The sequence below is a fragment of the Derxia lacustris genome, assembly GCF_002105195.1.
Taxonomy (GTDB): domain Bacteria; phylum Pseudomonadota; class Gammaproteobacteria; order Burkholderiales; family Burkholderiaceae_E; genus Derxia; species Derxia lacustris.
Genome location: NZ_MUHU01000001.1, coordinates 247,301 through 259,792, shown reverse-complemented (window position 1 = coordinate 259,792; position 12,492 = coordinate 247,301). Strand labels below are relative to the sequence as shown.

Below are 12,492 nucleotides of genomic sequence, written 5' to 3'. Positions count from 1 at the left end.
GGGCGTGCGGCGATTATCCCGCACGCCGGCAGGCTGGCCGGCCTGCCGGGCAGCGCCGGGTGCATTCTGCAATGCAAAATGCGCTGGCTATAATCCGCGCGCCGCGCAAGGTCAGGCCGGCATTCGGCGCCCACGGGCGGCAAGGCTGCGTACCGCGCTCCGCCTGTTCCTGTCCGGGCACGACAGGCGAACGGCAGCCGAATCCCAGAATTCGCCCATTCACCACTACCACCGCAAAGCGATCACATGAGTCTCGACAACATCCCCGCCGGCAAGGACGTGCCGAACGATTTCAACGTCGTCATCGAAATCCCGATGAACGCCGATCCGATCAAGTACGAGGTGGACAAGGACTCGGGCGCGCTGTTCGTCGACCGCTTCATGATGACCGCCATGCACTACCCGGCGAACTACGGCTACATCCCCAAGACGCTGGCCGGCGACGGCGATCCGGTCGATGTGCTGGTGCACACGCCGTTCCCGCTGCTGCCGGGCGTGGTGGTGCGCTGCCGTGCCGTGGGCATGCTGCGCATGGAAGACGAAGGCGGCGTCGATGCCAAGCTGCTGGCCGTGCCGGTCGACAAGATCTGCCCGCTGTTCACCCACTGGCAGTCGGTGAAGGACGTGCCGGAAATCCGCCTCAAGCAGATCCAGCACTTCTTCGAGCACTACAAGGATCTGGAAGTGGGCAAGTGGGTCAAGGTGCTGGGCTGGGCCGACAAGGAAGACGCCCACCTCGAAATCCTCGAAGGCATCAAGAACTATCAGGCGTGATGGCGTGCCGCCCCCGCGCGGGCGGCACGGGTCAGGCAAGGCGGCGAATCCTCAGGGGTTCGCCGTTTTTTTTGGCGCCGGCGGTGCGATGGGCATCTCGATGCCGGCGCTGGCCGGGGCCGGCCGCACGCGTCGGTAGACCGGGCCCCAGGCCGGATGGCCTTCCTCGGCGCGGCTGAGCGCGAATTGCGGATCGGCGGCGATGGCGGCGCGGAAGGCCAGCTCGCAGGCGCTTTCGCGGCCCGAGGTGCAGTAGATGAAGGCGAGGTATTTCTGCGCCGTGGCCTTGTCGCGCGCGGCGCGCAGATCGAGCACCAGGGCGCGTTCGAGTTCGCGCTCGGCGGCCGGATAGTCGCCGTCGTCGTATAGCCGCATGCCGCCGAGCAGGGCCTGTTCGGCCGGCCGGGCCAGCATGTCGGTGACCGACGGCGGTGCCGGCGCGAAGGCGCAGCCGGCGAGCAGGGCGGCGAGGGCGAGCGCCGGAGCGTGAGAACGGAATTGCAAGATCAGAACTTGTGCCGGATGCGGGTGCTGCCGTTGGACTGGATGTCGGCCGTGGTGAAGTAGGTCGGGAAGTCGCCGTTGCGGATTTCGATGCTGTAGCTGCCCGGCGCCAGCTTGATCGACGACAGCGGCGGCGTGAGTCCGCGCGACTGCCCGTTGATGATGACTTCGCCCCAGGGGCTGACTGCCAGATCGAGTGTGCCGGCGACGACCGCCGGTGCGGCGGGGCTGGCCGGGCTTGCCGCCGGGCGGGCGGCCTGCGGCGCCAGCCGAGCGTTGCGCGCGGCATTGCCGGTGCCGGCAGGCGCGGCCGGCGCTGGCGCGGACGACGGCGCGCCGACCGCTGGCGGCCCGACGAGGGTGCTGCCGGCCGGCGGCGCGGGATCGGGCATGAGCGGCGCCGGGCTGCGGGCGCGTGGCGGCTGCAGCGCGCCTGTGGCCGGGCGGCCGGAAGCGGTTGCCGGCATCGCCGGCTCGCCGGCCGGAGCCTCGGGCGTGGCGGCTTGCGGTTCGGTCGGTGCCGGATCGGCCGGTGCGGCGTCGGTGGCGGGCGTGCCAGCGGCGGCCGGGTCGGCAGCCGGCGTGGCGGCTGGCGCGACGACCGTCGGCGCGGGCGTCACGGCGCGGGCCACGGCCGTGGCCGGCCGTGCGGCTGGCGCTTCCTGCCGGCCCAGCTGCCAGAACACGCCGCCCGCGACCAGCCCGGTCAGCAGCAGCGCCAGCAACCCGCGGCTGCGGCGCGGCGCGGCCGCCACGGCCGCCGGCAGCGCCATGCCGGCACGCGTGACCAGCCGCTGCACATCCATGCGTTCGAGCTGGCGGCGCAGATCGTCGGCCAGCGCGCGCGCATCGGCATAGCGCTGCTCGGGCAGCTTGGCCAGTGCGCGCGCCACGATGGCCGAAATCTCGATCGGCACGTCGGGATTGAGCGTCTGCGGCGGCGTGACCGGCGCGTTGACGATGTTCTGCGTCAGCTCGTCGAGCGTGCGGCCGCTGAACGGCAGCTTGCCGGTGAGCACCTCGTACATCACCACGCCGAGCGAGAACAGGTCGGAGCGGCCGTCGAGCGGCTGGCCCTGGATCAGCTCGGGCGACATGTAGTTGGGCGTGCCGACCAGCGTGCCCTGCTGGCGCGCGGCCGGCGGCTGGCCCAGCGTGGCCGCCTGCGCGATGCCGAAATCGAGCACCTTGGGCCCCGACTTGGCGGTGAGGAAGATGTTGGCCGGCTTGATGTCGCGGTGAACGATGCCGTGGCGATGCGCATAGTCGAGCGCATCGGCCACGCGCACGAACAGCTCGACGAACTCGCGCATCGGCATGCGCCCGGCGCGCGCCAGCCGCTGCTTGAGCTCCTGGCCGTCGAGGCATTCCATCGCGATGTAGGGCACGCCGCCGACGCGCCCGGCGTCATACACGGTGACGATGTTGGGATGGTTGAGCCGGGCGACCGCGCGGGCTTCGTTGAGGAAGCTGTCCTCGAAGGCGCGCGCCTCGGACGGTGCGAGATGCACGCTGAGCGTCTTGATCGCCACGCTGCGGTGCAGCACGGAGTCGTGCGCGAGGTATACCGTTCCCATCGAGCCGACCCCCAGGGTCCGCTCGATCCGGAAGCGTCCGATCGTCGGGACGCCGGGCAGGGGGATCGCGCCGGTCGCAGCATTCATGCGGCGGATTATAGGCGGGCAATACCCCTGCAATTCACTCGATCAGGCGAGGTTTCGCCTGCCGGTTCAAGGGCTTGCGTCAGCCGCCGGGCGGTCGATTGCTGGGTTCTGACGAAAGGGAGTGTGCGCTTCCAGTTCGTCGATATAGCGCTCGATGCCCTGGCTTTCGCGCTGGAGATAGTGCTCGACCGCATCGGCGAACTTGGGCGCGCCGATCCAGTGCGCACTGCGCATCTCGGCCGGCAGAAAGCCGCGCGCGAGCTTGTGCTCGCCCTGCGCGCCGCCCTCGAAATGCCGGATGCCGCGGTCGATGCAGAACTCGATCGCCTGGTAGTAGCAGGCCTCGAAATGCAGGCAGGCGATGTGTTCGAGCGCGCCCCAGTAGCGGCCGTAGAGCGAATCGGCGTCGAACAGGTTGAGCGCGGCCGCGACCGGCCGGCCGTCGCGGCTGCCGATCACCAGCAGTACCTGCTCGCCCATCGACGCGCCCAGGCGCTGGAAGAAGTCGAGATTGAGATAGGGCCGCGAGTGGTGTTCGAGATAGGTGTTGCTGTAGCAGCGGTGGAAGAAGGCCCAGTGCTCGGGCGTGATGTCGGCGCCGGTCAGCTTCTGGAAGGTGACGCCGGCCGCCGCCACTTGGCGCCGCTCGGCGCGGATTTTCTTGCGCTTGGGCTGGGCCAGGCTGGCCAGGTAGTCGTCGAAGCCGCTCCAGCCCGGGTTGTGCCAGTGGAATTGCACATTGCGCCGCAGCATCAGGCCGGCCGATTCGAGCAGGGCGCTTTCGTCGGCATCGGTGAACAGCACATGCAGCGACGACAGTCCGCTGGCGACCGCATGCTTTAGCAGCGCGGTGGCCAGCGCGGCGCGCGCCTCGGCATCGACCGCCAGCAGCTTGGGCGCGCCGACCGGCGTGAACGGCACCGCGACCAGCAGCTTGGGGTAGTAGCGCAGGCCGTTGCGTTCATAAGCCTCGGCCCAGGCCCAGTCGAACACGTACTCGCCCCAGGAGTGGTACTTGCGGTAGAGCGGGGCGGCGGCGATCAGCTCGCCGGCGCGCCACAGCGTGAGATAGCCCGGCTCCCAGCCGCTGGCGCGAGTGGCGCAGCCGCTGGCGTGAAAGGCGTCGAGATATTCGTGGCGCAAGGCCGGGTGCAGCCGGCCGGTGGCGACGCGGACCAGGGCGTTCCAGCGCTCGGCGCCGATGGCCGCGAGGTCGCTTACCAGCCGCGTACCATCGCCGGCTTCCGTCTCTGTCATCGCTGCGCTCATGGCGATCGTTTCCTTCCCTGCCGGCCGCAGCCGGCGTTTTCGCGTGATGTGGCGTTTGTTCGGTCTGTCGCGCGGCGGTGCCGCATGACGCTGAGAATCGCGCTGGCGCAGATTGGTTGCATTCCGGGCGACGCCGAGGGCAATGCGGCGCGCGCGGTCGCGGCCTGCGGCGCGGCGGCCGCGCAGGGCGCCGATCTGGTGCTGACGCCGTTGCTGGCGCTGCACGGTTTGTGCCCGACCGCGCTGGCGGGGCTGGCGGCCTGGCCGCAGCTCGCGGTGGTGCTCGGCCAGACGCCGGCCAGCGCCGAGGTGCTGGTGGGTGGCCGGCCGGTGGCGCGGCTGGCGGCCGGTGCGCCGCGCTGCATCGAGCTGGCCGGGCAGCGCATGGCCATCGTCTTCGACCAGGACTTCGCTGCGCTGGCAGCCGGCATCGATGCCGCGTCGGCCACCGAATCGGCGGTCGCGGTGCTGGCGCCGGCGCTCGCCGAGGCCGAACTGCTGCTGCTGCCGGCCGCCTGGCCGGCGCGGTTCGACGATTTCGACGAGCGCGAAACCGTCCCGGCCGAGGTGGCGCGCCGGCTGCGGCTGCCGCTGCTCTGCGTCAATCCGGTCGGCGGCGACGATGCGACGCGCTTCGACGGCAGCTCGTTCGCGTTCGACGCCTTCGGCACCGAGCAGGCCCGGCTGGCGCTGGCCCAGCCGGCGCTGGCGCTGCTCGAACTCGACCGTGCCGGCCGCGCCGACCAGCATCAGCTGGCGCTGCGGCGCGGCCCGATCGAGCCGCGGCTGCCGCCCGAGGCGCGCTGGCTGCGGCTGCTGCTCGCGGCCATCGCCGAGCGCGTGCCGGACCGGGCGCAGATAGCGGATGACGGCGGCATCGGCGCGGCGCTGCTGGGCTGGCTCTGCCGGCGTGCGCTCGGGGCGGATCGCGTCGTAGCGGCGGACGATGGCGTCGCGCGGCGGCTGCTGCCGCTCGACCGCAGCGCCCGGATCTGCGGTCCGGCGGCGGCCGTCGATCTCGAAGCCTGGGCACCGCTGCGCGACATGTACCGCAGCGAGATCGTGCGGCTGGCGCTGTGGCTGGCCGACGACGGTGCCAACCTCGATCGCGCGCTCGCCCGGGCCGGCCGCGGCGGCCTGCGCGACCGCGCCGGCCAGCCCTTGCCGGCGGCCGACATCGTCGACGAGATCCTGCAACTCGCGCTCGACGACGGTCTGGCCGAGCGCCGCATCCTGGCGCGCGGCTTCGATCCGGCCGACACCGCGCGGCTGCTGCAAGCCGTGCGCGACTTCATCGCCGACCCGCCGCGCACGCCCGTCGGGCCGCGCTGGCGCCCCGAGCGCGAGCCGCAATGAAAGCTTGCTGACACGGCATACTCGCGCCACCCAGCGAAATAACAGGCGGACTGCCCCTCACCGCCGATGCCCGCCCAAGATCATTCCCTCCGGAGAACTCACATGAAGAAGATCATCGCGATCATCAAGCCGTTCAAGCTCGAAGAAGTGCGCGAAGCACTCGCAGCTGTCGGCGTCACCGGCCTCACCGTCACCGATGTCAAGGGCTTTGGCCGGCAAAAGGGCCACACGGAGCTGTATCGCGGCGCGGAATATCTGGTGGATTTCCTGCCCAAGGTGCGCGTCGAAGTGATCGTCACCGCCGACAAGGTCGACTCGATCATCGAGGCGGTCATCGCCTCGGCCCGCACCGGCAAGATCGGCGACGGCAAGATCTTTGTGCAGAGCGTGCAGCAGGTCGTGCGCATCCGCACTGGCGAGACCAACGAAGCTGCCATCTGAGATCGGTATCGGCTGCTAGCGCGTCGCCCGCAGCAGCACGATCAGGGCGCCGGCGCCACCGTCGGGCGCCCGGGCCTGGCAGAAGGCGATTACCTCCTCGCGCTGCACCAGCCAGCGCTTGACCTTGCCCTTGAGCACGGGCTGACGGCCTTTCGAGCCGAGCCCCTTGCCATGCACCACGCGCACGCAGCGCAGCCCGGTGCGCAAGGCATGACGCAGAAAATCCCCCAGCAGCTCGCGCGCCTCCTCGGTGCGCGCGCCATGCAGATCGAGTTCGCCCTGGATCACCCAGTGGCCGCCGCGCAGCTTGCGCACCACCTCCGGCCCGAGCGTCGGCCGATGCCAGCCCAGCTCGGCATCCGAATCGAGCAGCGTCGCCGGATCGAATTCATCGGACAGGCTTTGCGCCAGCGCGGCGCGCTCGTCGGCCTCGCGCTGGCGCGGCAGCGGCTCGGGCGCCGGCCGCGGATGCTCGACGGTCGGCGGCCGCAGCAGCGGCGTCACCGCGCCGACGGCGCGCTCGAATTCACGCGCCAGGGCATCGCGCCGCGCCGCTTCCTCGCGCGCGCGGCGCTCGGCCTCGGCACGGGCGCGCTGCTCGGCTTCGAGCGCCTTGCGCAGCGCGCCGAGCTCGGCCAGCGACTGGATGCGATGCCGGCTCATGCCGCGCGGTCACGTCCCGGTCAGTGACCGGCGTCGAGCGCTTCGAGATAGCGCTGGGCGTCGAGCGCGGCCATGCAGCCGGTGCCGGCCGAGGTGATCGCCTGCCGATAGACATGGTCCTGCACATCGCCGGCGGCAAACACGCCGGGTGCCGAGGTGGCCGTCGCCATGCCCTGCTGACCGCCGCGCGTCGAGATATAGCCGGCGTTCATTTCGAGCTGGCCTTCGAACAGATCGGTATTGGGCTTGTGGCCGATGGCAATGAAAACGCCCATCAGCGCGATGTCCTCGGTGCTGCCGTCGAGCGTGCTGCGAATGCGCACGCCAGTCACGCCGCTGTCGTCGCCGAGCACTTCGTCGAGCGTGCTGTGCAACTTGAGGACAATTTTGCCCTCGCGCACTTTCTCCATCAGCGTGTCGACCATGATCGGCTCGGCGCGGAATTTGTCACGTCGGTGAATCAGCGTCACCTTGCTCGCAATATTCGACAAGTACAGCGCTTCCTCGACTGCGGTGTTGCCGCCGCCTACCACGCAAACCTCGCGCTGCCGATAAAAGAAACCGTCGCAGGTCGCGCAGGCCGAAACGCCGCGACCGTGAAATGCGGTTTCCGAGGGCAGGCCGAGATATTGGGCACTCGCTCCGGTGGCGATAATCAGCGCGTCGGCCGTGTATTCGCCGCTATCGCCAATCAGGCGGATCGGCTTTTCATGCAGCTTGGCGGTGTGGATATGATCGAAAACAATATCCGTATTGAAACGCTGGGCGTGTTCAAGAAAGCGCTGCATCAGTTCCGGCCCCTGCACGCCGTTCGGATCAGCGGGCCAGTTGTCCACTTCGGTCGTCGTCATGAGCTGTCCGCCCTGAGCGATACCGGTGACGAGCACGGGTTTGAGATTGGCGCGCGCCGCATATACGGCGGCGGTGTAGCCGGCAGGTCCGGAGCCAAGAATCAATACTCGGCAATGCTTTTGATTAGCCATGTTGTTCCCATGCAATGCGGGGAGAAAGTCTTATCTCCGCACTTGGTTGTGCCCTAGACCGCGTTTGAAGCACACGGCCGAAAACGTCGAGCATTCAATGGACATTTGCAAAACCTTTGATTATAAAAGGCCGCAGATAGCCCTTTCCGCATTCAAGTATTTTCTCAGGTCCCAATGTCCACCAACGTCGAGATGCTGCGCCGAGTGCCGCTGTTTTACGGCCTCGATGACGTTCAGCTTGAACTGCTCACCCGTACGCTGGTCCGCAAGGCTTTCCCCAAGAACCGGGTCATCGTCACCGAGGGGCAGCCAGCGGACAACATGTTCATCATCATCGCCGGTCGGGCGAAGGTGCAGATCGCCGACCAGGATGGCAAGGAGGTCATCCTTGCCGTGCTCGGGCCGGGCGAGTTCTTTGGCGAGATGAGCCTGATCGACAACAATCCGTCGTCGGCGTCGGTCATCACCATCGAGCAGTCGCACTTCATCGTCGTGAGCAAGGACGATTTCCGGCGCCATCTTGCGGGCAATCCCGAGGTGGCGATGAACATCATGCGCGGGCTCGTGCGTCGCCTGCGCGTTGCCGACAAGAAGATCGAGACGCTTGCGTTGCTCGATGTGTATGGCCGGGTCGCCCGTGTGCTGCTCGATTTCTCCGAGCTGATCGACGGCAAGCGCGTCGTGCGCCACAAGCTGCCGGCGCGCCAGGAGATCGCCAAGATGATCGGCGCATCGCGCGAGATGGTTTCCCGCGTGATGAAGGATCTGGAGACCGACGGCTATTTCGTTGAACGCGACGACGGCACCATCGTCATCAACGAGCAAGAGCCCGCCTGATCCGGGCAAGGCCGCCTGGGGCTGCGACCTATAATCGGTTGCATGCCTTCTGCCTCACCCTCCTCGTCGCGCCGCCGTGCCGACACCGCCCGCCGCGGCGATGAAGCCTTCATCCCGCAGCGCCCGGCTGCAGGCCGGGGCGAGCCGGCGCACATGCTCGAACTGCTTGCCGAGGCCCGCTGGATCGTCTTCGCGGTGCTGGCGGTCTATCTCCTCACCATCCTCATCACCTTCCATCCCGGCGACCCGGGCTGGAGCCAGGACACCGGCAATCCCGTGCTGAACAAGGGCGGCCGCTTCGGCGCCTGGCTGGCCGATCTGCTGCTCTATCTGTTTGGCGTGTCGGTCGCCTGGTGGGGGCTGCTGTGCGCGCGCCATGTGCTGCTCGGCTTGCGCCGGCTGCGCGCGCGGCTGCGCGGCGAGACGCCCGAGCCGCAGGCCGATCGGCGCCAGCTGGCGATTTCGGCGGCGGCGTTTGCGCTGCTGCTGGGCGCGAGCGCCGGCTACGAGGCGCTGCGCTGGTACGACGCGAACTGGCATCTGCCCTATACGGGCGTAGGCCCGTCAGGCGCGGGCGGTCTGCTTGGGGGCGCGATTGCCGGCCATGCGCGCAGCTGGTTCGGCGAGTTCGGTGCGCATCTGGCGCTGGTCACCGCGCTGTTTCTCGGCTTCTCGTTCTACTTCCATGTGAGCTGGCTGAGCGTGGCCGAGCGCATCGGCGCGGCGGTGGAGCGCGGTGTCGAGCGCGTCCGGCTCTGGTTCGAGGCCTATCGCGATCAGCGCGCCGGCGCGGCAGCAGCCCAGCTGCGCGAGGAGACGGTCGCGGTCGAGCGCGCGCATTTCGACGAGATGAAGGAAGCGCATCCGCGGGTCGTCGAGCCGATGTTCATCGAGCCGGTGTTCGTCGATCCGCCCGAGCTGGCACCGGCGCAGCGCGACACGCCGCTGTTCATCGATCTGCCCGACGATCCGGTGCCGCCGACCGCCTGCGCGCCCGAGCCGCCAGCGCCACGCGCCGCGCCGGCACCGGCCCGACCGACAGCCGCAGCCACCACCCTGGCAGCCGCCGCACCGGCCAGCGCCACCCGACCCGATCCGGCGCCGTTCACCCCCAGCCAGTCCGACTCCGCGATGCCCTCGGTCGAGCTGCTCGATCCGCCGTCGGTGGCGCAGGAATTCGTCAGCACCGACACGCTCGAATTCACCTCGCGTCTCATCGAGAAGAAGCTGAAGGACTTCGGCGTGGAAGCGACCGTGGTCGCCGCCTTTCCGGGCCCGGTCATCACGCGCTACGAGATCGAGCCGGCGACCGGCGTGAAGGGCTCGCAGATCGTCAATCTGGCCAAGGATCTGGCGCGTGCGCTCACGCTCACCAGCATCCGCGTGGTCGAGACGATTCCGGGCAAGAACACCATGGGCCTGGAGCTGCCGAATCCCAAGCGCCAGACCGTGCGGCTCAGCGAAATCCTCGGCTCGGCCATCTACAACGACGCGCCGTCGCGGCTGACGATGGCGCTCGGCAAGGACATCGCCGGCAAGCCGATGGTGGCCGATCTGGCCAAGATGCCCCACCTGCTGGTGGCCGGCACCACGGGTTCGGGCAAGTCGGTCGGCATCAACGCGATGATCCTGTCGCTGGTCTACAAGGCCACGCCCGAAGAAGTGCGGCTCATCCTCATCGACCCGAAGATGCTCGAAATGAGCATGTACGAAGGCATCCCGCATCTGCTGGCGCCGGTGGTCACCGACATGAAGCAGGCCGGCCATGCGCTCAACTGGTGCGTGGCCGAGATGGAGCGGCGCTACCGGCTGATGAGCAAGGTCGGCGTGCGCAATCTGGCCGGCTTCAACAACAAGATCGCCGAGGCGGCCAAGCGCGAGGAGAAGATTCCCAATCCGCTCACGCTCACGCCCGACGCGCCCGAGCCGCTGGAGCGGCTGCCGGTCATCGTCATCGTCATCGACGAGCTGGCCGACCTGATGATGGTGGTCGGCAAGAAGGTCGAGGAGCTGATCGCGCGCATCGCGCAGAAGGCGCGCGCCGCCGGCATCCACCTGATCCTGGCCACGCAGCGGCCGAGCGTCGACGTGATTACCGGCCTCATCAAGGCCAATGTGCCGACGCGCATTTCCTTCCAGGTCAGCAGCAAGATCGACTCGCGCACCATCCTCGACCAGCAGGGCGCCGAGGCGCTGCTGGGCATGGGCGACATGCTCTACATGGCCTCCGGCACCGGCCTGCCCACGCGGGTCCACGGCGCCTTCGTCAGCGACGAGGAAGTGCATCGCGTGGTGACCCAGCTGAAGAAGGCCGGCCCGCCCGATTACGTCGAGGGCATCCTCGAAGGCGGCGTGGAAAGCGATTACGCGGTCGATCTGGGCGCCGGCAGCGGCGTCGGCTCGGGCGCGGAAGGCGGCGAGGACGTGGCGCTCTACGACCAGGCCGTGGCCGTCGTGCTCAAGAACCGCAAGGCCTCGATCTCGCTGGTGCAGCGCAATCTGCGCATCGGTTACAACCGCGCCGCCCGGCTGCTCGAACAGATGGAACAGTCCGGCCTGGTTTCCGCGATGCAGACCAACGGCAACCGCGAAATCCTCGTGCCCATGTCGGGCAACGAGTGATGCGCGTCCGGCGGCAGGCGCGGCTGCCGCGCGACTTCTCCTCTCCCATGACCACACTTTTTCTGCGCCGTGCCCAGCACGGCATCGGCCCGCTTGCGCTGCGACGCGCGCTGGCCGCCGGCTGCGTGGCGCTCGCCACGCTGTGCGCAAGCCCGGCCCAGGCCGGCGCGCTCGACCAGCTCAAGGCGTTTACCGCCGGCACGAAAACCGCGCGCGGCGACTTCGTGCAGCGCATCGAGCGCGGCGGCGCGGCGGCGCGCAGCCAGTCGGGCACGTTTGCGTTCGCGCGGCCGGGCAAGTTCCGCTGGAGCTATGCCAAGCCCTTCGAGCAGCTGCTGGTGGCCGACGGCCAGAAGCTCTGGATCTACGACAAGGATCTCGACCAGGTGACGGTGCGCAAGCTGGGCAGCGCGCTCGGCGATTCGCCGGCCGCCATCCTGTTTGGCAGCAACGATCTGGAACGAAACTTCACGCTGAAGGAAACCGGCGAGCACGACGGTCTCGACTGGCTCGATGCCACGCCGAAGCTGAAGGATTCGAGCTTCGAGCGCGTCAGCATCGGCTTTCGCGACGGTCTGCCCCAGGTAATGGAATTGCGTGACGCTTTCGGACAAGTGTCGCGGCTCAGCTTCGGCAAGATCGAGCGCAATCCGGCCTTGCCCGCCGAGACCTTCATCTTCACGCCGCCCAAGGGGGCGGAAGTGCTCGAACAATGAACTGGCGCCGCCTGAAGGCGGTGCGGAGAGAGTCGTCATGCCGGGAGTGCCTGGAATCGGTCGGATGAATCTTGCGGCGCGACTGCGCGCGCGGGCGCGGTTGGCGCCGGGGACGGCCGGCCGCTGCGCCTGCGCCGGCGCGCTGCTGGCGCTGGCGGCCTGCGCGACCGCGCCCGAACGGCCGTTCACCGTGACCGACGGCCGGACCGAAAGCCGCTTTGGCGATGCGCGCAACACCGCGCGCGGCGCCGAGCTGCTGATGGCCGACGACGCCTTCACGCCGCCGCTGCCCGACCGACTGGTGGCGGCGCTGGAAGAAGCCTTCGGCAAGACGCTCACCGGCCATGCGCTGCGCATCGAGCGCGCCGACGCGACCATGTTCGTGGAGGACGCCCATGTGCAGATGGCGCGCAGCAGCTTCGTCGACCGGTTGCGCCGCTTCAGCTTCAGCGGCAACGAAGTGCCGGTGTTCCGCGATGTGCATCCCGGCGCCGCCCACAGCGTGACCGTGCGCTTTGCCGCCTCGATCGACGGCCGCCGCTTTGCCGGCGAGGCGCTCGCCAGCTGGCGCGGCGACAACGGCGACGTGGAGCTGGCCAATGCCGTGCGCGCCGCCCTCACCAACACCATCAACGATGCGCGCGCCAAGCTGCGCTGACGCCT

Annotated in this window: 12 protein-coding genes; 7 read left to right on the top strand and 5 right to left on the bottom strand. The window is 68.9% G+C overall.

Annotated elements, in window-relative coordinates; all coding sequences use genetic code 11:
• Positions 1–246 precede the first annotated feature (246 nt).
• Entirely contained in the window at positions 247–774 is a 528-nt protein-coding gene (ppa, locus tag B9P64_RS01040; RefSeq protein ID WP_085314410.1) for an inorganic diphosphatase, read from the top strand.
• A 51-nt stretch (positions 775–825) separates the two neighbouring features.
• Here ppa and B9P64_RS01035 read toward each other — a convergent pair whose 3' ends face one another.
• From B9P64_RS01035 to B9P64_RS01025, 3 genes are all read right to left on the bottom strand, one after another.
• Complete coding sequence (locus tag B9P64_RS01035; RefSeq protein ID WP_235839849.1) at positions 826–1,278, bottom strand: TssQ family T6SS-associated lipoprotein; 453 nt, start codon at positions 1,276–1,278, stop codon at positions 826–828.
• Positions 1,279–1,280: 2 nt separating this feature from the next.
• Positions 1,281–2,942 (bottom strand): serine/threonine-protein kinase, encoded by a 1,662-nt coding sequence (locus B9P64_RS01030; protein WP_085314409.1) that lies wholly within the window; start codon positions 2,940–2,942, stop codon positions 1,281–1,283.
• Positions 2,943–3,008: 66 nt separating this feature from the next.
• Entirely contained in the window at positions 3,009–4,199 is a 1,191-nt protein-coding gene (locus tag B9P64_RS01025; protein WP_085314408.1) for a GNAT family N-acetyltransferase, read from the bottom strand.
• A 96-nt stretch (positions 4,200–4,295) separates the two neighbouring features.
• Between B9P64_RS01025 and B9P64_RS01020 the strand changes: the two genes are divergently transcribed.
• Positions 4,296–5,567 (top strand): NAD(+) synthetase, encoded by a 1,272-nt coding sequence (locus B9P64_RS01020; RefSeq protein ID WP_085314407.1) that lies wholly within the window; start codon positions 4,296–4,298, stop codon positions 5,565–5,567.
• Between the two features lie 102 nt (positions 5,568–5,669).
• Positions 5,670–6,008 (top strand): P-II family nitrogen regulator, encoded by a 339-nt coding sequence (locus B9P64_RS01015; protein WP_085314406.1) that lies wholly within the window; start codon positions 5,670–5,672, stop codon positions 6,006–6,008.
• Positions 6,009–6,023: 15 nt separating this feature from the next.
• On the opposite strand, the gene B9P64_RS01010 is transcribed toward B9P64_RS01015, so the two are convergent.
• Positions 6,024–6,671, bottom strand: a complete 648-nt coding sequence (locus B9P64_RS01010; protein WP_085314405.1) for a Smr/MutS family protein — start codon at positions 6,669–6,671, stop codon at positions 6,024–6,026.
• Positions 6,672–6,691: 20 nt separating this feature from the next.
• On the bottom strand, positions 6,692–7,654 hold the full coding sequence (gene trxB, locus B9P64_RS01005) for a thioredoxin-disulfide reductase (RefSeq protein ID WP_085314404.1): 963 nt from the start codon (positions 7,652–7,654) through the stop codon (positions 6,692–6,694).
• Positions 7,655–7,828: 174 nt separating this feature from the next.
• Here trxB and B9P64_RS01000 point away from each other — a divergent pair, with 174 nt between their 5' ends.
• The 4 genes from B9P64_RS01000 to B9P64_RS00985 all read left to right on the top strand — a co-directional run bounded on the left by B9P64_RS01000 (position 7,829) and on the right by B9P64_RS00985 (position 12,487).
• Positions 7,829–8,491 (top strand): Crp/Fnr family transcriptional regulator, encoded by a 663-nt coding sequence (locus B9P64_RS01000; RefSeq protein ID WP_085314403.1) that lies wholly within the window; start codon positions 7,829–7,831, stop codon positions 8,489–8,491.
• A gap of 153 nt (positions 8,492–8,644) precedes the next feature.
• Positions 8,645–11,113, top strand: a complete 2,469-nt coding sequence (locus B9P64_RS00995; protein ID WP_139826070.1) for a DNA translocase FtsK — start codon at positions 8,645–8,647, stop codon at positions 11,111–11,113.
• 47 nt (positions 11,114–11,160) lie between these two features.
• Positions 11,161–11,829, top strand: a complete 669-nt coding sequence (lolA, locus tag B9P64_RS00990) for an outer membrane lipoprotein chaperone LolA (protein ID WP_085314573.1) — start codon at positions 11,161–11,163, stop codon at positions 11,827–11,829.
• A 64-nt stretch (positions 11,830–11,893) separates the two neighbouring features.
• Positions 11,894–12,487 carry a hypothetical protein gene (locus B9P64_RS00985; protein ID WP_085314401.1) on the top strand — a complete coding sequence of 198 codons (594 nt, stop codon included), beginning with the start codon at positions 11,894–11,896 and terminating at the stop codon, positions 12,485–12,487.
• Positions 12,488–12,492: the final 5 nt, after the last annotated feature.

Bases quoted from the DNA above. Each gene is read 5' to 3' on its own strand.
- ppa (WP_085314410.1), top strand. From the start codon at position 247: ATGAGTCTCGACAACATCCCCGCCGGCAAGGACGTGCCGAACGATTTC.
- B9P64_RS01030 (WP_085314409.1), bottom strand. From the start codon at position 2,942: ATGAATGCTGCGACCGGCGCGATCCCCCTGCCCGGCGTCCCGACGATC.
- B9P64_RS01025 (WP_085314408.1), bottom strand. From the start codon at position 4,199: ATGACAGAGACGGAAGCCGGCGATGGTACGCGGCTGGTAAGCGACCTC.
- B9P64_RS01020 (WP_085314407.1), top strand. From the start codon at position 4,296: ATGACGCTGAGAATCGCGCTGGCGCAGATTGGTTGCATTCCGGGCGAC.
- B9P64_RS01015 (WP_085314406.1), top strand. From the start codon at position 5,670: ATGAAGAAGATCATCGCGATCATCAAGCCGTTCAAGCTCGAAGAAGTG.
- B9P64_RS01010 (WP_085314405.1), bottom strand. From the start codon at position 6,671: ATGAGCCGGCATCGCATCCAGTCGCTGGCCGAGCTCGGCGCGCTGCGC.
- trxB (WP_085314404.1), bottom strand. From the start codon at position 7,654: ATGGCTAATCAAAAGCATTGCCGAGTATTGATTCTTGGCTCCGGACCT.
- B9P64_RS01000 (WP_085314403.1), top strand. From the start codon at position 7,829: ATGTCCACCAACGTCGAGATGCTGCGCCGAGTGCCGCTGTTTTACGGC.
- B9P64_RS00995 (WP_139826070.1), top strand. From the start codon at position 8,645: ATGCTCGAACTGCTTGCCGAGGCCCGCTGGATCGTCTTCGCGGTGCTG.
- lolA (WP_085314573.1), top strand. From the start codon at position 11,161: ATGACCACACTTTTTCTGCGCCGTGCCCAGCACGGCATCGGCCCGCTT.
- B9P64_RS00985 (WP_085314401.1), top strand. From the start codon at position 11,894: ATGAATCTTGCGGCGCGACTGCGCGCGCGGGCGCGGTTGGCGCCGGGG.